Origin of the sequence: Providencia sp. PROV141, assembly GCF_028481645.1 — a bacterium.
Taxonomy (GTDB): domain Bacteria; phylum Pseudomonadota; class Gammaproteobacteria; order Enterobacterales; family Enterobacteriaceae; genus Providencia; species Providencia rettgeri.
Genome location: NZ_JAMPPR010000014.1, coordinates 1 through 21,866, shown reverse-complemented (window position 1 = coordinate 21,866; position 21,866 = coordinate 1). Strand labels below are relative to the sequence as shown.

Here is a 21,866-nt window from a genome sequence, read left to right as displayed (position 1 = left end):
ACTCCTTAAGCGCGTTTAACTTCAACAAGGTTAGTATGTTGTGGGGTACCTTTAGCCAATGGCGAAGGGACATGCGAGGTTAATGTATTGATACAACCACCGACATCTAGCCCATCATCATTGAGAGTACGCCATGCACCTTGTGGAACGGCGATAACACCAGGTAATACACGCTCTGTTACTTTCACTTTAATTTGAATACGACCACGATCATTAAATATTTCAGCCATATCACCATTGTTCAAGCCGCGTTGCTGAGCATCGATTGGGTTGAGCCAAAATTGATGTGGAATGGCTTCACGGAGCATAGCAACATTGTAATATGATGAATGCACATGGCCTTTATCATGAAAGCCCGTCATTAATAGCGGATGCTTTTGTTGGCTTGCTTGGGCTTCAACACCTTCTTTATTGAAGCAATACTCAGGAATGGCAGGAATACGCTGGCCTTCTGGTAACTCCCAATTTTTAACACGCTCAGCCAGTTGTTCTGAATAGATTTCCACTTTACCAGACGGTGTTTTCAATGGGTTATTGATTGGATCATCACGAAATTTCTTCAATGCAATATTTTCTGAGCTGTTTAGGAACTTACGATCGATAATACCTGCACCGTCGGTTTCACTGAACTCAGGTAAATGCGGCATTTTTTCACGTGTTTTGTTATAACAGAACTCAATCCATTCAGCGTAGGTACGGCCTTCGGTAAATTGCTCTTTTACGCCCATTTTTTCAGCAATTTCGGCTAAAACATCATAGTTAGGGCGGTTTTCCCACAGTGGCTCAATCGCATTTTGTAGGCGAACTAAATAGTGATACGCACCACTTGCATAGGAATTATTGATTAAATCGTTAGTTTCAACCGTTGTGACATCCGGTAATAATAAATCTGCATATTTTGCGGATGGGGTATCATGGTTATCCCACACTAAAATAAATTCACATTTTGATTCATCCGCAAGTATTTCATGCGTTTTATTTAAATCGCCATGTTGGTTACCAATGACATTACTGGAGTAACACCACATAAACTTGATGTCGTTGTTTAGTTTATCAACACCTTTAATACCACCATTTTCTGCGGTTAATTCTTTCCCGCGAACAATTGCTTCTGACCACATATAAGTCGGAATCAAGGCTTTTACTGGGTTAGGTAAAGCAAAACCTGCGACAGGGTAAGCATAGCTATTTCCCCACAGCCCAGTATTTGTTCCAGCACGACCAATATTGCCGGACATCAGAGGTAACATCATAATGGAGCGACAAGCTTGCTCGCCATTTTCTGTGCGTTGTAAGCCCCAGCCTTGTGAGATCCATGCTCTATTTGCATTGCCGATTTCACGTGCAAGTTGCTTAATACGTGCGACTGAGATACCGGTTAATTTGCTCGCCCACTCAGGTGTTTTAGCGATACCATCCGGGCCATTACCTAAAATATAATCTTTATATGATGCATTGCGCGGTGCAGAAGCAGGTAAGGTCGATTCATCCCAGCCGACACAATAATTTTTCAGAAATTCTTCATCAGTCAGCTGTTCTTCGATCATGACGTAGCCGAGAGCCGCAACTAATGCCGCATCAGTGCCTGGATAAATTGGGATCCATTCTGCACCAAGGGTTGTGACGCTATCGGTGCGACGCGGGTCAATGATAATAACTTTTGCTTTGCTTTTATCTAACGCATTGAGAGTTTCGTAAAATTGACCGCCACCAGACATACGTGTTTCAGCAAGGTTGTGGCCAAACATAACGACTAAGTCAGAATTTTGGATTTCAGATAAATAGGATTCTTCTACGCTACCATATACGTAAGGTGTTATTTCCATTAATTGAGCATATGAATATGTGCCATAATCACCCAAGAAACCGCCGGTTAAGCTTAATAAACGTTTACAAGCGGCACGGCCGTGTAAGTTTGCGCCTGTTGAACCTGAGCCATATTGGTAATAAATGGCATCACTTCCATATTTATCAATAGTATACTTCAGTTTTTCGGCGATAATGGTTGTCGCCTCATCCCATGAAATCTTTTTAAATTTACCTTCACCACGTTTACCAACGCGAACCATTGGGTATTTTAAACGGTCTGGGTTGTAGGTTTTCCAACGCACTGAACGACCACGTAAACATGGACGGATTTGGTGTTCACCTAATGTTGAGTCGTCATACATCGTTTCATTGGAAATACGGCTGATAACACCATCTTTCACATGAACTTTTAATGGACAACGGCTACCACAGTTTACTAAGCATGCGCTATAGCTAATTTTTTCACTGACTTCGTCAGGCATGATTGCTGGTGTTTTTGCTTGAGCAGCAAAAGGAAGAGTGATTGAGCCAGCAACAGCAGCGACACCCGCAACGGTTGCAGAGGTTTGTATAAACTCCCTCCTGCTCAGTTCTCCAAATTGAGTATTTATTTTATTTTTATGCATTGACATTGCCTATATGTAAATAACAACATTACTTTCTTGTTTTATATGTTAAAAAAAGTTTCTGTTGAGTTACATGACTTACATCAATGTTATCCCTGATAAGATGAATGTATTCATTTAATTTATAAGGGTTTTTCATTAATCAGAACATAAATTAGTTTGATTTTTATTAACTATCGAAATATTAATTTATATATAACAATGGGTCGAGAAGTAAGGAAAAAGAGGGATATACCCTCCTTTTAAATACCACTTTAGATGTAGATAAATAAGAAAATTTAACTAATTACTTAGTATTAATTATTTTTCTGGGGAATTGCCTATCATTCTAACATCATTTCCGGTAGGTGATTGATGTACCATCAGATTAAATTGCGGAAGGATTGAAAAGATATGGTCAAAAATGTCTGACTGTATTCTTTCATATTCCACCCATACGGTTGTATTGGTAAATGCATATATTTCGATTGGGATACCATTTGAGTCAGACTCTAGCTGCCTGACCATGATCGTCATATTTTTGTGAATATTAGGATGTGATTTTAAATAAGCTTCAATATAAGCTCGGAAAGTCCCTATATTCGTCAAACGGCGTTGATTTAAAGGAACCGCTTTATCATCAGGTAGACTAGAATTAAAAACTTGAATCTCCGATATTTTCTGTTCGATATAGGGCTCAAGTAAATTTGCTTTAATGCATTGTTCTACTTCTTCAGATGTTAAAAAATGTACACTGCTGGCATCTAAGCGGACACTACGCTTAATTCTGCGGCCACCTGATTCAGTCATTCCTTTCCAGTTTTTGAAGGAATCAGAAATAAGGGCATAAGTAGGAATGGTTGTAACTGTGTTATCCCAGTTACGCACTTTTACTGTGGTTAAACCAATATCTACAACAGCGCCATCAGCGCCGTATTTAGGCATTTCTAACCAATCACCAATATTAACCATGTTATTGGCTGAAAGTTGAATTCCTGCAACTAAGCCCATAATGGGATCTTTAAACACTAACATCATAACGGCGGTCATTGCGCCAAGGCCGCTAAGAATAATTAGTGGGGATTTACCAATTAATAGCGCAATTATCATGATGCCAATTAAAATTGTAGCAATCAGCTTAAGGCTTTGGAATATTCCTCTAAGCGGTAAATGCGCAGTTTTGGCGGCACGCTGGAGCACACCGAGTATAATATCAAGAACAGAATAGAGGGTGAGTAAGCCAAATAATAGGCACCATGCCTGTGAACCGACCTTTAGAACGGCTTGTGCAGTCGAACCTGAATGCAACCATAGCGTTGCTTGGATATTGACAACAACACCTTGAATAACAAAAGCAAAGCGATTAAAAAGATTATGTTGAGTGATTAAATGAACCCAAGTTCCTGCACTTTTTTGCCCGCGTTTTTCGAGTTGTGGAAGTAATATTTTATGTAGAATTAAATGTAATACGCAGGCGACGATCAGAATTAAACCGAGTACCATCAGTAAAGAGGCAAGGTTAGCGTAATCTTGGTTGAACTGACGTACCCAGTCTAGCAGTTGCTGCTGCATGGTTTCTCCTTCTTTAGGGGTTAGGAACGATTACTTATAAAAATATTAGATAGTCAAACGACCTTATCATATTAGTAATGAAAATTCATGGTGAACAATATTAAACTCCGTCCTAATTCTTATTGTTAGTTCTAAGTATTGCTTAGTATATGAATGCAATACTGATGATAATAAAGGTTATTATAAAGGAGGACGTTCGTTAATTTGATGGGTTAAGTAACATTTACATAACATTACGTGTGATAAGTATTTTCTGATTGTGAGTCTCTATAACTAAGCATAATGTTCTTCAAAATATTCCTAATATTATATTCACTTTGCAGGAATTTATTATGAACATATTTAAAAAGCCGCTTTGTTCAGTTCTTTTGCAGTATATCTTATTGCCTGTTATTGCTTGTACGCCATTATTCGCAAATTCATCTCCTAATGGCAATCAAGGTCAAGAGAATGGTAAAGGAAATCAAAAAATTCATGGAAATAAAGGAAATCAGAACAAAGATAAATCAAATAAAGAAAATAGTAATCAACAGCTAAAACATACCAAATCGAACAAGTATTACGATAAACAACGGGGTTCGAGTGTGAGTTTTAATGTGAGTTTTGGTCATGTAAGGCCTTTGGCCATTGAGTATGGTTTGACGGGATACCAAAGCTTGCCGCCAGGTATTGCAAAGCAAGTGAGTAGGGGAAAACCGCTTCCTCCAGGTATTGCAAAAAAAGCGTTACCTTCACCATTTTTAGCGCAATTACCTGTTTATGTTGGCTATGAATGGAAAGTAAGTGGTCAGGATCTTATTCTAGTTGCGATAGGGACAGCGGTTGTAGCTGAAATTATTGAAAATGTTTTTGAATAAAAAAAACGACCTTGATTGCAAGGTCGTTGTGCAAAATAAATGCAATTAACGCTAATGATTAGGTAACTAAAAGGTTTGATTGACTACAAAATGATTAACTTGCTTACATAAAACGTTTAGAGAGTAATTCAACAACTTCTTGCACACTGCTGATAAATTCTTTGATGCTGTTCATCGGTAACTCCAAATTAAAATGTGATCCAGATCACGTGAGAGCATTTTAGCCATTAGCATGTTAATGTCAAGTTAATATTAAAAATAATTTTAAATATTAAACTATATTTTAATCTCTTTGCTGGCATTCCTTTTGGTTGAAAGATACTCCGATAAGACGGATGAAAATCTATAAATGACTACAAAAATGTGAAGAATTGAAAGGTAATTTTTACAATATGGTGTATGGTTAAATAGAGAATAGGTAATGATTTGATTGATAAAGGAATACAGCGCATGATTGCTTATGTGAACGGCCAGTTTTTACCTGAAGAAGAAGCATCAGTATCTGTTTTTGACCGTGGGTTTTTATTTGCTGATGCAGTATATGAAGTGACAGCAATAATTAACGGTAAGCTAGTTGACTTTGAACATCATATGGCCCGTTTGCAGCGTTCTTGTACTGAATTACAGCTATCATTACCTTACGATTTAGCAGAATTAAAGCAAATTCATCTTCAACTAGTTCTTCAAAATAATATAGAGGAAGGGCTTGTATATTTACAACTGACTCGCGGTAATGCAAGACAACGCAACTTTTTATATCCTGATAAAAAAACGAAGCCAACATTGGTCTTATTTACACAAAAGACGAAGATTGTTGAAAATGAAAAGTCTAAATATGGAATAAAAGTCATCACTGTCGATGATATTCGTTGGCAACGTTGTGATATTAAAACAGTCGCCTTATTAGCGGCTTCTATGGCAAAAGAATACGCTAAGCAACAAGGTGCAGATGACGCTATTTTTGTTAAAAATGGCTATGTTACGGAAGGAAGTTCCAGTAATTGTTTTATTATTACTCCTCAGAACCAAATACAAACACGAGGGCTAAGTAATAAGATATTGTCAGGTATTACCCGCCAAGCAATTTTACAGCTTGCTCGGGAGCAAGAAATAGACATTGTTGAAAAGCCATTTAGCATTGATGAAATGTTAGAAGCAAAAGAAGTCTTTATTACTTCTGCAACAACATTAGTTTGGTCAGTTATTATGGTGAATAACCAATTGATTGGGGAAGGTAAGCCGGGGAAACTTGCTACCCGGCTACGGGATATATACTTGCAAAAATTAAAATAATCTCATGAGATATCTAAGTGTTATTTTAATTGCATAAATTCTTTAACGGAAGAAACCGTTACCATTCCATCCAATGCCTGAATACTTTGCTGGTGGAGTTCTGGCGTTGGAGCGGCACATAAGTCTTCAAGTACGGTGACATAATACCCTAAGTCATGAGCCTGCCGAGCTGTACTTTCAATGGCTTTTACGGTACTAACTCCGCCAATAAACAATTTTGTAATGCCATTTTCGGTAAGCCATTTATGGAAATGGTTTCCTGCAAACGCAGAAACACCTTTTTTAATCATAACAGGGTCACGAAATGCCACTTCAAGGTCATGAGCCCAATTACACCCATTACCACTTAATTTTAAGGCACCAAGGCTTTTGGCTTGCTGAAACATTGGGGAGCCAGCAGGAACATCGTGGTAATTGTCTGAAAACCCAACTTTAACCCAAATAACTGGGATATGATGACTTCTTGCATATTGTGCTGCTTGATTGGCTTTTTCAACGATTTTGCGAGAGCAAGTCTGTTGATAGCTAGAATTAGATAAGCCATTTTTACCAATTATCTCTTCAATGAGATCAATAATAACTAATGCCTTGGACATTATTGCCTCTTTTAAGTGTACGTATATTAACTTATAAAAGGTGTATTCTAGCTAGAAAAAATAGTGAATGCTGTTAACTCAATAACATAATTAGATTTAGGGTAAGTCAATAATAAAACCAATGCCTCGATTGTCTAATCCATCAGTAACTCTAATTACTGCACCAATTTTATGGGCTAAATTATGAGCGATAGATAAACCTAAACCACTTCCGGTTTCCATTGTTCCAGGAACTCGATAAAAACGAGAAAATATAAGTTGACGGCTTTCTTCTGGAATTCCTCGGCCGTTATCTTGAACAGAAATAGTTCCACCAAATGGAGTTAGGTTTTTTAAAATAACTTTTATTTTCCCTTTTTCTGGGCAATATTTAATCGCATTTTCAATCAAATTTGTAAAAATATTACTCAGTGCAAGTTTATCAGTGAGGATATAAAACGATTTTGGGCTTTGTAGTTCGACATCAATGTTTTTGTTAATGGCGTAAGGTATATGTGAGGATATTAAGTGGCTGATTAATACGGGAAGGTCAACCTGCTCTTTATTTAATAAAAAATCTTCAGTTTCTAAGCGTGCTAAGTCAATTAATTGATGTGATAGAGAAGCTGCACGATTTAAAGTCTCTTGCATATCATTAATGATTTCTTCTTTTTCTTTTGGATTATCAATTTGCATTAATAAATGTAATTGAGCTATGACAGCTGCAATCGGTGTTCGTAATTCATGTGCAGCATCTGCCATGAAGCGCTTTTCGCGTTGATTCGCAGCATCAACACGAGACATAAGGTTATTGATTGCTGCAATGATAGGCCTAATTTCTTTATATTGTTCTTTCGTTTCTATTGGAGTTAAATTACCCGGCTGGCGGCTAGAGATTAGTTTTGCAGATTGCCTTAAAGGCCGTAGGCTAAAGTAAGCAGTAATTAAAATTGCTAACAGCATAATAGCCAAAATAAAAGCGAGAGGGATGGCGGTGCCTTCGGCTGGGCTACCTAATAAGGATTTACGGTCACTATAAGATTCGGCAATAACAACTTCAAAGGTTTTGTTGTCATTCCATGCAGACGTAAAGTGCCAGTCTTTATGTAATACAGCGAGCTCAGAGACGGATTTAATCGATGGAACGTGTAGCTTGTCACTGTTTCGATAATAGACATTCCCTTGTTTATCTCTAACAATCATAAATGGTCGATAACTAATATCGTCACCACTTTCCATCGCCGTAGAATAAAGTTCTTGTAGATTATCAGCAATTTTATTGAAATATTCTGGCTTATCAGCAACCACATCAAGTGTTTTAGCAAACCCTTGAGTGATGACGTTCTGTTGCTCATTTAACTCATCATGAATTGAAGGCCAATAAAAAAAATGTAGCCAACCAACTAATAACAGCCAAAGGAAAATAACTGAACTAATTTGTAGCCCAAACGTATAAATAAAAAATGATTTAACTTTCACTTAGTGGCACTTCTTTTTTTAATAAATAACCAATACCACGGATAGTAATTATACGGTCTTTACCTATTTTTCGACGTAAATTATGAATATGAACCTCTAAAGAGTTACTTTCCACATCGTCTAATCCGAATAGACGCTGTTCTAAATCTGTTTTTCTTACGACATTATCCGCATTTTTGATTAATTCATAGAGCAATAAATATTCTTTCCCAGAGAGCAATAGCAATTGTTCATTTAGGGTCACTTGGTGATTAAGAGGATTTAATTGCAGGTTACCAAGTTGCCATATTTCAGATGAAAAGCCAGCCATACGGCGGCTAACTGCTTTTACTCGAGAAATAAGCTCAGGCATAGCGAATGGTTTTGTTAAAAAGTCATCTGCACCTGAATCTAAACTAGAAACTAGGTTATCCATTTGATTTCTTGCTGTAAGAATAATTATTGGGATAGTTTCCCCCATATTACGCCAAGTAATGAGTTCTTCATGGCCATCGCCATCAGGCAAGCCTAAATCCAAGAGCATTAAGTCAAAATTACGGGAGGCAAGTTGTAATTTTGCGTCTGCAAGTAGCCTTACCCAACAAGGGTTAAAGCCTGCCAGTTCCAGTCCTCGACATAGTGCCTTTCCCAACTGAAGATCATCTTCGACTAATAGGATATTCATATTATCACCTCTACAAACAAGTATAAGCAGGCAGTGAGTATCAGACAATATGCATAGTTCAAGTTTGAATCAGATTTAAGCATATCTTAAGGTTGGTTTAACTCATTTTTAAGGTACAAAGAAATAGATTGTTTATTATCATTTCATCACTCAAACAATAAGAGCATTGGTAATGAAACAAGCATTTTATGAGGTGCCATTATTTATAGTAGCAATCGCGCTTGCTTTAATATTTATGGGAAAAGATTTCAATAATTCACCCTCAGTTAGCTTATCAACTCTAGCGCTAAATGAAGTTTCTACTTGCGTGAATGTTGATAACTGTATTTCGCAGGTTAGAACAACTCGTGAAGGAAATAAAAAATTAAACCCAGTGAAAGAAATTAAAGCTTTTCTTAGATATAAAATCTATTAATAAATAGCGAGTAAAATTTAGATATGAGAAATTTAAAACAAGTAATTTCTTTAATAATCAATGCATTATCTTGGTTTTATTCTCTTGCTAGTGGAAGTGTTTTTGTCGATGAGGCTGGGTTTAATTACGAGTTTTAGTAAAAGAAAAAGGAATGTTACACAATGGGTAAACATTCCTTTAAGTATTAGGTTAATCCACCGTTGTTTCTTCTGGGATCCAACCATCATCCATCCATATTTCTTCCAGTATCTCTTCAATACGAATTTTATCTTCCGTTATTTTAGTTCCAGAGATGTTAACGCGTTGTTGTGAGCTAAACCCAACCCGCGTTATCATATCAGGATATTGGTTTTGAAGTTTGCGTAAAATCTCAGTTTCAAGTGCTTGCAAAACAATTGAACTTGGTTTTTGTGGAGCGTTCTTATCAAATAATACTTCGATACGTAACATGATAGCCTCTAGTAAAGACTGTATTAATATACAGTATTTTTAGAACTATTAGGTAAAAAAGTCAATATAGAGCCACAAATATTTTTATCAGCGAATGAAGTGAAAAAATAATAGCAAGATAAAACAAAAGGTTAATATTATGAATTCACGATAAATAATTGTCAGAAAATTTAAAATAGGTATGCTAGATAATATTTTTTATAAGGGTGAGTTTTGATTAAATGTTACATGCTTTAAGAGTTTCAAGTGAAGATAGCCAATCGATAGCAATGATTAACCAGTTGTATGACACCGCTTTTCCGTTATATGAACAAAGAAGCTACCAAGGAAGAGAGGCAATATTAAATCATAGCGATTATTATTTACTCAATTTCAAAGAGAATGACACTTTTATTGGTTTCATTGGTTGTTGGAAAATCGAAGATTATTATTACATTGAGCACCTTGCTATTTCCCCCATATTAAGAGGGCAAGGTTATGGGCAAAAGGTATTAAAACTGTTTTGCCATGATGTTGGTAAAGTAATTCTAGAAATAGACCCCATTATTGATGAAGTTAGCCAAAAACGTTGGTCTTTTTATCAACATTGCGGTTTTCAGCAAAACGAATACGCTCACGCACATCCAAGTTATTACCCAGAAAATATACCTCATAAGCTTAGGGTATTAAGCTATCCAGAAGTGATAGCTCAAGAAGTGTATCAGCAATTTAATCGCACCTTGCAAACGGTTGTGATGAATAAAGCGCTATTATAGTTCACCATGTAGATGGTTTTAATCAGGTATATAGCAATAGATAAGTTCGGGATCATTATCATCTAAATTTTCAATGTAGCCACTAGGAATAAAGCCAGCTTTTATTAAGAGTTGTTGAGTGGCTGTATTTGATTGATTTGTAGATGTAAAAATTTTTTGGGTTTTACTCTGCATTTTTAGTTTATTAATTAAAATGAGACCAAGGCCTTGCCGACGATAGTTTTTATTTATCATTAATAACTCTATAAAGGCATGGGAATAGAAATGATAATGTAGAACACCATACGCCAATATTTCGTTGTTGGCTTCCAGTACATAACATATTCCTTGTTCGATCCATTGGATAATGTCTTCATAGCGTTCTGTTGTCGCAATGGTATCTATGGAAAATATAGCATTTATATCAATTAGTGTTGCTACTCTAAAGTTAGTTTTCATTATTAATCAGTTATTTGCCAATGCTAAATGTCTTAATTTGAAAATATTACCGCATAGGGTTGGTTTAAATAAAAGGTTAATATGAAAACTTAAAATAAGTTCATTATAGTTATTTTTCTATTAACCTATTGATTTTTAATGTTATAAACAGTTAGCTGAAAAGCTACCATAAAGTTTGCTCTTTACTATCATTGAGTCGTTGTAAAGCGATACAGTGCTATTTCTTATCAAAATTAAGAAATATAGAATATGATAGCCTAAGTTTCTTATTATTGTGGGAATAGACCATGTCTCAAAATATTTATGATGATCCTGATTTTTTTGCGGGCTATGCAACATTGCCTCGCTCAGTCAAAGGGCTTAATGGTGCACCAGAATGGAGTGCAATACAACGGTTATTACCAGATTTAAATGGAAAATCTATTATAGATTTAGGCTGTGGTTATGGTTGGTTTTGTCGTTGGGCTAGGGCTCAAGGGGCAACACAGGTAACGGGTGTTGACCTCTCAGAAAAAATGCTAACAAAAGCAATTTCCATGACAGATGATTCAGCAATAATTTATTTACGTGCTGACTTGGAAAAGTTGAGCTTACCCACTGAACAATATGATTTGATCTATAGCTCGCTGGCACTACATTATGTGGTCGATATTTATTCTCTATTAGCTAAGTTGTATCAAGCTCTAAATCAAGGTGGAAGGGTGATTTTTTCAGCAGAGCATCCAATATACACCGCACCACTTATTCAAGAATGGTGTACAGATAAGTATGGTAATAAAGCCTGGCCGGTTAATCAGTACCAGCAAGAAGGCAATAGAATTAGCAATTGGTTTGCTGATGGTGTCGTGAAGCAGCACAGAAAATTATCAACTTGGATTAACTTATTAATTTCTGCTGGGTTTGAAATAATTGCACTGGACGAGTGGGGGCCATCATGCGAGCAAATTATAGAAAATCCTACATTAGATGAGGAAAAAGAGCGACCAATGATATTTATTATTAGTGCTCAAAAATCATAATTAAAATCTTATGTTTTGGTAAAGTTTAATACACATCACAAGGCGATTTATTATGGTTCTATGAATCGCTAAGGATTGTTGTTGGTATAACGCACACAATAGTACTAGTGACTATGGGAAATATAACCATGGTTAGTAATTGACAGGTATGTGTAATGATTGTTTGTTAGTAAGAGTAGTAAATAGCGTATACAAGATGAAAAGAGAAATGTTGTCAGCATATACGACAAACGTTGATGAATTGCCAGTGGTTAAAAGCTAGGAAATTGGCTGGGATTTTACCGTGGTTTTACCGTCATTTTACCTTTTTAAAATTACACATACAAAAAAACCAACCATAACAGGTTGGTTTTCTTAGGGAATTTTGGTCGGCATGATAGGATTTGAACCTACGACCCCCGACACCCCATGACTATATACAATTAAAACATAACCTATTGATTTTGATGTTATTATGATTGATTCGACTGTATAGGGAAACAGTGGATTATTGGTCATTTTGGTATTATATGAATCAAGGAGTTACAAGCTGTTTTACACCACTATCCCACCTTAATTTCAGCATGCGGTACGCTGACCCACTCAACATGATCTTGCGTATAAATTTTAGTGGATTTCGCATCACTATGCGCCATCCTTGCTTGAGGATCTACGCCTGACTTCTCAAATAAATGCGCTGCTAAAGCCCTTATTTCATGAAATGTTGGCCGTTGTTCTTGTGGTAAGTCTGCATATGCTCCTGCTTTATCCCTTGCCTTTGAAAATGCTCGACTTAGATAACTAGGTACCACTTGTGTAGGGTGCTGAACCTCTGAGCTAATCGGGTTGCTGTTTTTTATTGGTAGCCGATGAACAACATAGGGGCTTGCAATGTTATCTCTGCTTTCCTCGATGATCCGCTTTAATTCGCCACCGATTGGAATTGCAACATGGGCCGCTTCTTTATCTTTAACCTTTTGCCTATGGATATATAACGTTCCATAGATACCATTTACTGGCACATCAAGCCATACACAACCGCAAACGCCTTCTTTGGGTTTTTTAATGTTGTATTTTATTCTTGAAACTTCAAGCCTTGCTTGTGTTGTCTGTAAAGCTAGATCCATAGCTGTACGTAGCCAAGGCTCCGCAAAATTGCGTATTTTAATAAAGTTTTCAAATGATAGACGCTTTCTTTGTTTTCCTTCCAATCTTCGCATTTTCTTACGTGCGGCAGGATTATCTAGCATTAATGATTCATCCATTGCGTAGCTAAATATTTTCTTCAAAAATAATACTTTCCGATTTTGGACGTTAGCAGATCCATCAGCGTGGTAATGGTTTATATAATCGTTAACATGCTCTAGAGTAATATCACAACAAGCAATATCACTAAAAAACTCTTTTATGCGCTCAATGTCTTTTTTCCAATCGGATAGGGTGCTTTTTGCTGGCTGCTCATCTTTAACAATGCGCTCCATTAATCTATCCATATGAATAGATAAAGCTTCACCTTCACCCTTGAGTCCGCCAGACTCATTAATTAGCCCATTTAAGCTGACAGCGGTTTCTGGGCGCATTCTTAGGTTATACTCACGCGCGACAGCGATTGAATAGGCACGGTCGGTGCCTATGGTTTTTCGTTTGCCTGTTATCAGTGTTAACACGTAACGCTGGCGGGTTTTGTCAAAGTTGAGAAAGTCTGGCAAGTGTCTGTATTGCCTATTTCTTGGCCTTGCTGCCATTTACTGTTCCTCTATCAAAGCATTTACATGGCTTGAGATTGAAGACGCGACATCCATTTTTTCACTAGAAAAAATCCAGACTGACTGATCTATAATTTTTCCATTAATAACCCCATTAGAAACCCATCTTTTAAGTGTTTTTGGGGTGGGTATAGAGTCTTTTTCAAACTCGCGCTGAGCCCATTTACTGGCCTTCATCAATTTACCCATGCTATTAATAGACATAATCACCTCCACGCCTGCCGCATACAGACTTAAAAATTAAATATCGTCGTTAACTGGTTTAATTAAATGCTGGTGGATAATAGACACATACTTAGCTTGATGAATTGCATCAGCTAATGCATTGTGTTGTTCTCCTTCAAATTCGAGTGTACGCTTAGGATCAATACCAGCATTACGGCCTAGCTCTACAATTGTTCTAACACAGCGATTGTTCCAATGTTTCCAGAACGGATCTAAACCGACAGCATCATATGCGTTACGCAAAATAACATTGTCAAAATCAACGCCATTACCCCACACCTGAACATCATCAGTTAGAACTCTCTCGGCAAAAAGATTTAGGTCGGCTAGTGATTCTTCTAACTCATAACTAACACCAACAATTTCCGATCTAGCTTCAGCGCTTTGCTTTATCCACCAAAGGACGGTATCAGCATCGATATGAAGACCCGCACGTTCGCAACTTCTTAAATCAACCACACTATAAAATGTAGGGCCAATCTCACCCGTTGTTGGTTCAAAAGTCACAGCACCAATGGACACAATAGCGGCATTGCCTTTATTGCTCATAGTTTCTAGATCTACCATTAAGTGTTTATATTTCATTGCTAGTCCTTATCTATGGGGTGTATATTAAATTTCAGTTATTTAATTTAGTAACTTGTGCCAAGGAGGCTAAAATGAGACGCAATAAAGAAAATACAACCTGGATTGATGTGGCATCTTGTCTATTTAGGGGTATTAGCTGTCTCATTGGCGCTTTGGCTATAATCATGCTTTCTGTTTTGGTGCTCTTAGCACTGTTTTACGGATTGAAGTAAAAAATCAGCCCGAACATATAAGGTGTCAGTTGGGAACTCCCTGCTCGAACTCCAAGTTACATCGCCGCTATATAAATTAACTGGATATACAGGTTTATTTATCTCCTCTGGTTCAGGGTCAACCTGTAGCCATATTAATTCTGGTGCGGTAGGGCAATTAATGCTTTCTGGTAAGCTATTAATTAAACTCTCTCGTGATGCTTGCCAACTAATCCACATTAAATCTACATATTGGTCAGCGTAATTTGATCCGTTATTTGCACGTTTAAGTTTTAATTCAAATTCTGACGGGTCGCTAAGTGACTTTATTTCCGCTTCAAATTGCTGTCTTGATTTATCCATCACAACCCCTTTAGGCTCATGCCGTAGTTATCATTAATAACTCTCAATGCTTCTTTGTCATAGTCGTCAAAATTAGAACAGTCGATATTATCTAAACCTGACTCTTTTAAAATATCTGCTCCTGCTGTCGGTTGATCATGTAATTTTTGTAGTAAAACCACTGCATAAATAATCCCTTCTTGAAATTCTGTTAATTTCATCACTCCACCTTAATCTTCTGTCTTCACATACCAATCAACAAGATTATCAATTGCAGTATTGATATATCCTGATTGCTCTTCTTCGGTTAATTTATCCCATTCGTCCTCAGTAATACCCAGCCCACATTCAGAGTCAGAGCCAATCTTATTTGTCCTTGCAACTAAAACCATTTGCTTACTCATATTCATTCCTCTTATTGCATCTATTTAATCGATATGATTAAAATAATTCATCATTGTTTTTAATTTATAACCTATAGTTAATTTGAACTTTCTAATTATTTTTGTAGTCCTCGCCGATGCTTCCTGTGTCGGCATTTTTTTATTCATTTCATCTATTTAATCGCTAGGATTAAAACGTTTCATGGCAAACACTTATTTACCTTCTACACTTAACCCCGAAAGAGTAGTAACAAGCTGTGCAATTTTCGCCGACCTCCCTGTGTCGGCATTTTTTTATCTAGCTTCCTTGCTAAATTCCATGCCTTAACTATGCTTAAATTGCTTACACAGAGAAACTATAAATATCCCTACACAATTTGCCGCCCAATCCGTGTCGGCAATTTTTTTATTACCAGGTCTGGTTTATTAAACATTCGATATTGATTTATGTTCATTAACTATGTTAAAAAGCTGATACCTATTATTACAATTAGATCACTCATCAAGATTCCCTTACCGCCTCCGTCATGGCGGTATTTTTTTAATTCATTTTGGCAAATAACCGATTGAATTGTAATTTACAGCGACGAATGCAGCGTCCATGTAGAGTTTTCATGGCAAGCCCCTTAATGATTTGTAAGTTAATTTCATTTCTTGATAAAGTTTTGTACCTTCACCAGCATCGTAAAGCTCTTTCCATTTAACCCAATTATCGATAACGGCAGACCACTGAGGCGAACATGCTTTCATTTCATGTAATTGGCTTGCTAGCTCTGGCACTGCTTCCAGTAATCGAATACAGCGACCTAAATCAGCACCATCCCAAGGGTAATGATGTGGAGCGCTAAATTGACCAGAAAGAACGGAAGCCATATATTTAGAACTCGCCCCCACATCATCACTAGCAAGCCATGCAGCAAGACCCATACCTTCAGAAGTTTTAACAAGTGGCTTTTTAAATTCCTCACAAACCAAATTTGCAGCCTTAATAATGGCATTCATATAACGAGGTTCAGCAGGTATGCCGGGTATTTGTTTTTCTATTTCAGTAGAAATAGCGGAAATTAAATTAATTTGGCTAAGTTGCATTATTAATACCCTCGTTATTAATAATCGTTGTTGTAATGAATCTCATCAGCGTCAGATTCATCTAAAACTAACAGGCTACCGCCGTAATAAAGCGCACCAACAAGGCGCTCAAACTCAGAACGGAACTGAACAACTTGCTTACCAAGCGTGTCATGGTATTCAAGCTCACCAGCGTATAGGTTGTAAACTGGATACCCATCATGCATAACTGCTACGTCTTCACGCATTTCTCTAGTGGTTTTTTGATGGAAGCTAAGGTGGGTATCGCACTGATGATATTTTTCTTTGCTTCTATGGCTGTATAGAGAGTCGCTAGCTGGTTCTTTCTCCAAGCCGATATGAAAAAATCCTTTTTCCCATGTATATTCTCCCTCGGAAATAACCACTAGAGGTCTTCCCCAGCCCTCATGAGCCGCTTCTTCTTGGTATTGATCTACGTATGCCTTCCAAAGGTCAGATGCTTTGATATATTTTGGAATTTCATGTGATTTGATAAATTTCAATACCAAATCTTTCATGCCGTTAACCATTTGCTCGCTGACACCATTCATTTCCCATTGGCTAGAAAGCTCTTTAGCCATTAATAGGTTATATTTAGGTAGGTCGACCACTTCACTAATATTTGCAGGAAGTGCTGATTCAAGGGCTTTTTTAACTCGGTCAGGAAAATTTCCCCAGCTAAAAGTATCTTTAATTGCTTTTTCATAAAGACTTTTAACATGAGTACCGATCATTTCTGCATACTCGGGGGATTTTTCAAACTCAGAACAATGTTTAGCGATATCATTTGCCAAGCTATCAGCAATAATATTTTTTCCTTTCGGCATAATTAATACTCCACGCAAAATTTAGATAATAAGAGTCCGTCTCTTAATAAAGAGAATTAAATTCCTTGGTGTTGGTTAAATTATTTAAAGCTTGGCTTCGCCGCCAAGTGAATCAATTAATGCTTTTATTAAAATATTTAATTCAGAAATAATTAAGAAGAAATCAGCATCAAAGCGTTGGTTATAATCTTCTCGTTCGATATCATCATTAGTTTCTAAAAATGCGGAATCAAATTTAAGCTTAGATAAAACAAAACTATCATCAATACAGAATGTAACCCTATCTTCATAACCTAATGATAATTTAGTGACTAATTTACCTGCTTCAATATTCGTTTGAATTTCATCAGAAATTAAGTCTTGTTTTGTATATTTAGCAATTCCACCTTCTTCAAGGATGGCTTTCATTTCTGATTGCTCACCAAATATAAAGCCTTTTGGTAATTGCCCGCTTCTAACCCATTCTGTTAGCGTTAATTCAATAGGGTCTTTCATCGTTAACGGTACGACAGGCAGAGAACCAAGAGCCTTACGTATCATTGCAAAACAATCTTCAGCACGTCGGTGTGACGATACTAGCGCAGCAATAAAGCCATCAGTAAGATTAACCCATACATCGAAACGAGTATACTTAGAGAACGCACGAGGTAGCAGTTCCTGAATAACTTCATCTTTAATGGCTTGGCGTTCAGCTTTCTTTAATTTTCTACCCTGATCTGCTTCTAGCTTCTCAATTTTTTTATTTAACTCATTATTGATAACAGGAGTTGGTAGCATTTTATCTTCTTTAAAAAGAGATATAAGCATCTGGTCATTAACTTTATGAGTCAAACAATCAGAATTACCAATGCCAAGTGGTGGAATGAAGCCAAAACGTTGCATATCAAATGAACCGCAAGGCTCATATTTTAAATTTGATAACTGCTCTTCGATATTATTAAAATCAATATCGCGAGTTATCCGATAAATAACTAGATTTTTAACATTAAAAACACTCATGAGATATCCTCAAATATAATTAACTCCACACAATAAATAAGACCACTGACAAATAATGAATATATTTACCTAGTATGAACACTGAATATCAGTGGCCTTATGTATTATGAAAAAGGGTGGCTACTGAATAGAACATTATCATCAACCTCGTAGAGTGGAAGATTCAGGTCACCACCAAAACTATCAATAACTACTTACTAGCACTGGCATTATTTCTTTCAGCTAAAACACGTTGATAAATTTCTTCACGATGTACTGATACTTCTTCGGGGGCAGCAACACCAATCCGCACTTGGTTTCCTTTGACCCCTAAGATTTTAATTTTAATATCATCGCCGATCATGACTTCTTCACTGACTCTACGGGTTAAAATAAGCATTCCCATACTAAGACTCCACACAATTTAATTCAGTTAAGCACTAACAGTAACTGCACACATATCCATGCACTCTGCAATTTCTTCGTCGAGCTTTTCGAGTTTAGATTGCAGCTCATCACGTTCATTGCGTAGTTTTTGCAGGTTGTTAATTTGTTTGGCTTTTTCTAGTATCCACTCGCGCACATCATCCTGCGACATTGGCACACTAAAAGTTACGATTGGTTCATTTGAATTGGTTTGCATAATCTGACCTTATTAATGAAAGTTGTTATTAATTGTTTTTACCTAAACATCTTTAAGTTGTAATTTAGTTGTATTTAACGTCCTTGTCAACAACTTTATGTTGTTTGATTTAATTTAAAGAAAATTAAAGGATATACAAATAAATAGGAGAAACTATGAACATCAACCCGGCTTTCAACTACAAAAGAAATCGAGACAAGTTATTTGCTAACCTGATTTCGATTATTGATGGTGTTTTGTCCGATTGCGAACTATCAGATTCTGAGATTTTATATATCACGACATGGCTCTCCGATTCTGAAGTGATTTCTAGCAATCCATTTGTAATGCTTTTACAAGAGAGGATATCAAGGGTTTTAGAGGATGGAGTGATAACGGCCGAAGAAAGGCAAGAGATAAAGCAGACGCTATTAGATGTGCAGCGGGCTATAATGGACATGCCTAATGTTGATTTGTATTCTAAAGAGTCAGATATTAATCTGTTAAATGGGCTCTGCAAAGGGATTGTGGCAGACAAAGATTTAAGTTATAGATGAAATTAACTACTTAGATTGGTGGTTAACTCAAAATGGGATGTTGAAAAGAAATTATCCCGGAAAGCATTTATATCAACTAGTTAAAACAATCAAGGAAGATGGGGTTATAGATCAAAATGAAAGCGATTTGCTATATAAAGCTTTAGTTGACTTTTCAGGCACGGATTTAAATACTGGGATTGTTGATGGGCTATCATGTCAATTACCATGCGACGATATTGATTCCCTAGATCTATACGGAGCGTCTTTTTGCCTAACAGGAAACTTTGTTTTAGGCAAAAGGTCTATTGTATCAAAAATGATAGAAGATGCTGGAGGCTCCGTTACTGATAGGGTGACCCAGTCTACAGATTACTTAGTAATCGGAGGGTTATCCTCACGAGACTGGCGATATTCAACACACGGAAGAAAAATAGAAAAAGCCATTGATGATAGAGATAGCGGTAAGTCCAGCGTGAAAATTACGACTGAAGATATCTTAATGAAATACTTACCAGCTTCTTGATGACCAAAAAACCCTGCCAATTACATGAACTCTGACGACAGACTCACTTCTAGGTACCTGCTCGTCAGGGTATTCATCTTTATTAAAGCTCCGTATGATAAGCCCGCCGTCGGGTCTATATACGAGAATTTTTACACGCAACAGCACCCCATCCCTTATAGCGTAAAGATCACCATCTTTAATCTTTTTATTGCTAATATCAATAGCTACTAGATCACCGCTATTTAGTACTGGGTAAAGGCTATTGCCAATTATTTTAACGATTCTAGCGTTGCTAGCACTAACACCGTATTTACGTAGCTCACCCCTACGGAATGGGTATGTGTACTCTTCCGATTCAACAACTTCAGCATTAGCCCCGCAACCAGCGGCAAGTTCAATATCTAGCACTGGTATATCCACAAAATCAGCATCACTATATACAGAAACATCCTCCCATTCTTTTACTTCAAAGTCGGTCTTCTTTCCATTTTCGTCGCGAACACCAAATTGAAGCCAATGAGCGGAAACATTTACTGCCTTAGCAATGTCAGCAATTCTCCTAGGAGCGTTAGTTTGGCCTGATTCGATTTTTTGTATTGATTGTTGGCTAACACCAACTTTCTCAGCAAGATCCGCTTGGCTCATTCCTGCTTTTATTCTTGCCTCTAACAACCTTTTAGCTATCGACATTATATTCCCTCCCTCGTAATTGTATTTTACAACTTTAAGTGTTGAAGTTTCCAACATCTAAAAGTTGTCAAAGTTGTTATTCTGGATTAATATAAAGTTGTTAATAACAACTTTGGGGGAGTTATGGTGCACGTAACCAATGAATCATGCATTACTGGATTGCAGGCCGCAATAAATGCAGCTGGTGGACAAACGCAGTTAGCAAAGCGTATTAGCGAGCTTCTAAATAAACCAGTAAAACAACAACAAATATGGAATTGGCTCAACAGAAATAAAAGAGTTCCCGCCGATAAAGTGCTTGTTGTCGAGCAGGCGTCAGGTATTTCAAGAAGTAAATTACGCCCTGATTTATATCCATAACAATTAAAAGTTGTTATCAAATTTATCAGAGGAAAGTCGCTAAGTTAACTACAAGAATAACAACGGAATTGTAGATATGTGCAAACAAACATTAAAAGAAGTCGTGAAAGAAATGTGTAAAGCATTCCCTGGTGGTCGTTCAGCGATGGCTGGTGCATTAGGTATTTCTGAAACCACATTCAATAACAAGTTGTATGAGAAAAACGGCTGTCGTTTCTTTGAAAATGATGAACTTGAAGCGATTGAGGAATTATCAGGTACCAAAGCGCTGGTGGCTTATCACATGGAACGTCACGGAATTACACCGGCAGTAAAAATTGAAGCTGAGAGCTTAGATACGGTTGAGTTATTTGATATTCAAATGCGCCTTGGTGCAATGCAAGGGGCTTTAAGCGTTTTAATCAAAGACAGTATTTCTGATGGCGTTCTAACACCAGATGAAACAAAGGCTATCTACAGAAAGATGGAAAAAGTCTTTGCTTATGCGCTTGGGTTTGTTGGTTCTTTGGAAAGTGTTTATGGGATTAAACCATGATGAGCATAACTAGAAAGGTTGACGCCCCAGATATGCGGTCCGAGGCGTCGGGTGCTAATAACAACTTGTGTGGAGTAACTAGCATGAGCAGTGTAAACCAATTTCAATCAAAAAAGCAATTTAGATGCTTACCTGTATCGAAATGTGGTCCGTTTCAATATGTAGAAATCATAACCTCAGCTGACGAGTCGGGCAACTACCAGACCGAACAACAATTGGTAGATAGCAAAGCCCTAAGAGATAGCTGGGCTAAATACTATTTCCGCAGTGGGAGAGAGGTTAGTGAGCAATGAAAAGCATAAAAACCTTAATCGAC

29 protein-coding genes are annotated in these 21,866 nt (G+C 37.0%); 10 read left to right on the top strand and 19 right to left on the bottom strand.

What is annotated here, in order from left to right; all coding sequences use genetic code 11:
- Positions 1–5: 5 nt before the first annotated feature.
- Together PSF09_RS08825 and PSF09_RS08820 are read right to left on the bottom strand one after the other, a co-directional pair.
- Positions 6–2,435: a DMSO/selenate family reductase complex A subunit gene (locus PSF09_RS08825; protein ID WP_210839764.1), complete on the bottom strand. Its 2,430-nt coding sequence runs from the start codon at positions 2,433–2,435 to the stop codon at positions 6–8.
- Between the two features lie 300 nt (positions 2,436–2,735).
- Positions 2,736–3,986, bottom strand: coding sequence for a mechanosensitive ion channel family protein (locus PSF09_RS08820; protein ID WP_272664659.1), 1,251 nt, complete (start codon positions 3,984–3,986; stop codon positions 2,736–2,738).
- 332 nt (positions 3,987–4,318) lie between these two features.
- On the opposite strand from PSF09_RS08820, the gene PSF09_RS08815 reads away from it, so the two are divergent.
- Both PSF09_RS08815 and PSF09_RS08810 read left to right on the top strand, forming a co-directional pair.
- Positions 4,319–4,843, top strand: coding sequence for an anti-virulence regulator CigR family protein (locus tag PSF09_RS08815; RefSeq protein WP_272664660.1), 525 nt, complete (start codon positions 4,319–4,321; stop codon positions 4,841–4,843).
- Between the two features lie 450 nt (positions 4,844–5,293).
- Positions 5,294–6,136 (top strand): D-amino-acid transaminase, encoded by an 843-nt coding sequence (locus PSF09_RS08810; RefSeq protein ID WP_210840321.1) that lies wholly within the window; start codon positions 5,294–5,296, stop codon positions 6,134–6,136.
- A gap of 20 nt (positions 6,137–6,156) precedes the next feature.
- Here the strand turns inward: PSF09_RS08810 and PSF09_RS08805 are convergent, their stop codons facing one another.
- The 3 genes from PSF09_RS08805 to PSF09_RS08795 form a co-directional block, all read right to left on the bottom strand.
- A complete protein-coding gene (locus PSF09_RS08805; RefSeq protein ID WP_272664661.1) occupies positions 6,157–6,732 on the bottom strand; it encodes a cysteine hydrolase family protein in 576 nt (191 codons plus the stop codon).
- A 96-nt stretch (positions 6,733–6,828) separates the two neighbouring features.
- Positions 6,829–8,190 (bottom strand): sensor histidine kinase, encoded by a 1,362-nt coding sequence (locus PSF09_RS08800; protein WP_272664662.1) that lies wholly within the window; start codon positions 8,188–8,190, stop codon positions 6,829–6,831.
- Positions 8,180–8,854, bottom strand: coding sequence for a response regulator (locus tag PSF09_RS08795; RefSeq protein ID WP_272664663.1), 675 nt, complete (start codon positions 8,852–8,854; stop codon positions 8,180–8,182). Before PSF09_RS08795 ends, PSF09_RS08800 begins: the two co-directional genes overlap by 11 nt.
- Positions 8,855–9,026: 172 nt before the next feature.
- On the opposite strand from PSF09_RS08795, the gene PSF09_RS08790 reads away from it, so the two are divergent.
- The gene (locus PSF09_RS08790; RefSeq protein WP_210836765.1) at positions 9,027–9,269 is read left to right on the top strand and encodes a hypothetical protein; all 243 of its coding nucleotides are present in this window, start codon (positions 9,027–9,029) and stop codon (positions 9,267–9,269) included.
- Positions 9,270–9,458: 189 nt separating this feature from the next.
- Here PSF09_RS08790 and PSF09_RS08785 read toward each other — a convergent pair whose 3' ends face one another.
- A complete protein-coding gene (locus PSF09_RS08785) occupies positions 9,459–9,719 on the bottom strand; it encodes a DinI-like family protein (RefSeq protein ID WP_004912115.1) in 261 nt (86 codons plus the stop codon).
- Between the two features lie 221 nt (positions 9,720–9,940).
- On the opposite strand from PSF09_RS08785, the gene PSF09_RS08780 reads away from it, so the two are divergent.
- A complete protein-coding gene (locus tag PSF09_RS08780) occupies positions 9,941–10,474 on the top strand; it encodes a GNAT family N-acetyltransferase (RefSeq protein WP_210836766.1) in 534 nt (177 codons plus the stop codon).
- An 18-nt stretch (positions 10,475–10,492) separates the two neighbouring features.
- On the opposite strand, the gene PSF09_RS08775 is transcribed toward PSF09_RS08780, so the two are convergent.
- Positions 10,493–10,912: a GNAT family N-acetyltransferase gene (locus PSF09_RS08775; protein WP_272664665.1), complete on the bottom strand. Its 420-nt coding sequence runs from the start codon at positions 10,910–10,912 to the stop codon at positions 10,493–10,495.
- A 287-nt stretch (positions 10,913–11,199) separates the two neighbouring features.
- Here PSF09_RS08775 and PSF09_RS08770 point away from each other — a divergent pair, with 287 nt between their 5' ends.
- Together PSF09_RS08770 and PSF09_RS08765 are read left to right on the top strand one after the other, a co-directional pair.
- Complete coding sequence (locus PSF09_RS08770; protein WP_272664666.1) at positions 11,200–11,931, top strand: class I SAM-dependent methyltransferase; 732 nt, start codon at positions 11,200–11,202, stop codon at positions 11,929–11,931.
- 148 nt (positions 11,932–12,079) lie between these two features.
- Positions 12,080–12,193: a DUF4113 domain-containing protein gene (locus PSF09_RS08765; RefSeq protein ID WP_272664796.1), complete on the top strand. Its 114-nt coding sequence runs from the start codon at positions 12,080–12,082 to the stop codon at positions 12,191–12,193.
- Between the two features lie 280 nt (positions 12,194–12,473).
- On the opposite strand, the gene PSF09_RS08760 is transcribed toward PSF09_RS08765, so the two are convergent.
- From PSF09_RS08760 to PSF09_RS08710, 11 genes are all read right to left on the bottom strand, one after another.
- Positions 12,474–13,655 (bottom strand): tyrosine-type recombinase/integrase, encoded by a 1,182-nt coding sequence (locus tag PSF09_RS08760; RefSeq protein WP_096864893.1) that lies wholly within the window; start codon positions 13,653–13,655, stop codon positions 12,474–12,476.
- On the bottom strand, positions 13,656–13,880 hold the full coding sequence (locus PSF09_RS08755; RefSeq protein ID WP_423810798.1) for a hypothetical protein: 225 nt from the start codon (positions 13,878–13,880) through the stop codon (positions 13,656–13,658).
- Positions 13,881–13,916: 36 nt separating this feature from the next.
- On the bottom strand, positions 13,917–14,468 hold the full coding sequence (locus PSF09_RS08750; protein WP_096864899.1) for a 3'-5' exonuclease: 552 nt from the start codon (positions 14,466–14,468) through the stop codon (positions 13,917–13,919).
- A 206-nt stretch (positions 14,469–14,674) separates the two neighbouring features.
- Positions 14,675–15,043 carry a hypothetical protein gene (locus PSF09_RS08745; protein WP_096864894.1) on the bottom strand — a complete coding sequence of 123 codons (369 nt, stop codon included), beginning with the start codon at positions 15,041–15,043 and terminating at the stop codon, positions 14,675–14,677.
- A complete protein-coding gene (locus PSF09_RS08740; protein WP_096864895.1) occupies positions 15,043–15,243 on the bottom strand; it encodes a hypothetical protein in 201 nt (66 codons plus the stop codon). Before PSF09_RS08740 ends, PSF09_RS08745 begins: the two co-directional genes overlap by 1 nt.
- Positions 15,244–15,252: 9 nt before the next feature.
- Complete coding sequence (locus tag PSF09_RS08735; RefSeq protein ID WP_232062890.1) at positions 15,253–15,426, bottom strand: DUF7167 family protein; 174 nt, start codon at positions 15,424–15,426, stop codon at positions 15,253–15,255.
- 591 nt (positions 15,427–16,017) lie between these two features.
- The gene (locus tag PSF09_RS08730) at positions 16,018–16,494 is read right to left on the bottom strand and encodes a hypothetical protein (RefSeq protein ID WP_180312599.1); all 477 of its coding nucleotides are present in this window, start codon (positions 16,492–16,494) and stop codon (positions 16,018–16,020) included.
- Between the two features lie 17 nt (positions 16,495–16,511).
- The gene (locus PSF09_RS08725; protein ID WP_272683782.1) at positions 16,512–17,321 is read right to left on the bottom strand and encodes a hypothetical protein; all 810 of its coding nucleotides are present in this window, start codon (positions 17,319–17,321) and stop codon (positions 16,512–16,514) included.
- 84 nt (positions 17,322–17,405) lie between these two features.
- Positions 17,406–18,320 carry a recombination-associated protein RdgC gene (gene rdgC, locus PSF09_RS08720; protein ID WP_110591891.1) on the bottom strand — a complete coding sequence of 305 codons (915 nt, stop codon included), beginning with the start codon at positions 18,318–18,320 and terminating at the stop codon, positions 17,406–17,408.
- A 190-nt stretch (positions 18,321–18,510) separates the two neighbouring features.
- Positions 18,511–18,699, bottom strand: a complete 189-nt coding sequence (gene csrA / locus PSF09_RS08715) for a carbon storage regulator CsrA (RefSeq protein WP_096865222.1) — start codon at positions 18,697–18,699, stop codon at positions 18,511–18,513.
- 33 nt (positions 18,700–18,732) lie between these two features.
- Positions 18,733–18,942 (bottom strand): hypothetical protein, encoded by a 210-nt coding sequence (locus PSF09_RS08710; RefSeq protein WP_094962334.1) that lies wholly within the window; start codon positions 18,940–18,942, stop codon positions 18,733–18,735.
- Between the two features lie 155 nt (positions 18,943–19,097).
- On the opposite strand from PSF09_RS08710, the gene PSF09_RS20390 reads away from it, so the two are divergent.
- Both PSF09_RS20390 and PSF09_RS20385 read left to right on the top strand, forming a co-directional pair.
- The gene (locus tag PSF09_RS20390; RefSeq protein WP_336298948.1) at positions 19,098–19,478 is read left to right on the top strand and encodes a hypothetical protein; all 381 of its coding nucleotides are present in this window, start codon (positions 19,098–19,100) and stop codon (positions 19,476–19,478) included.
- A gap of 37 nt (positions 19,479–19,515) precedes the next feature.
- A complete protein-coding gene (locus tag PSF09_RS20385; protein ID WP_306801920.1) occupies positions 19,516–19,983 on the top strand; it encodes a BRCT domain-containing protein in 468 nt (155 codons plus the stop codon).
- Here the strand turns inward: PSF09_RS20385 and PSF09_RS08700 are convergent.
- Positions 19,969–20,658: an XRE family transcriptional regulator gene (locus tag PSF09_RS08700; protein ID WP_164561303.1), complete on the bottom strand. Its 690-nt coding sequence runs from the start codon at positions 20,656–20,658 to the stop codon at positions 19,969–19,971. The genes PSF09_RS20385 and PSF09_RS08700 overlap by 15 nt on opposite strands.
- 120 nt (positions 20,659–20,778) lie before the next feature.
- Here PSF09_RS08700 and PSF09_RS08695 point away from each other — a divergent pair, with 120 nt between their 5' ends.
- Both PSF09_RS08695 and PSF09_RS08690 read left to right on the top strand, forming a co-directional pair.
- Complete coding sequence (locus PSF09_RS08695; RefSeq protein ID WP_096865218.1) at positions 20,779–21,015, top strand: transcriptional regulator; 237 nt, start codon at positions 20,779–20,781, stop codon at positions 21,013–21,015.
- A gap of 76 nt (positions 21,016–21,091) precedes the next feature.
- On the top strand, positions 21,092–21,550 hold the full coding sequence (locus tag PSF09_RS08690; RefSeq protein WP_096865219.1) for a YmfL family putative regulatory protein: 459 nt from the start codon (positions 21,092–21,094) through the stop codon (positions 21,548–21,550).
- Positions 21,551–21,866 lie beyond the last annotated feature (316 nt).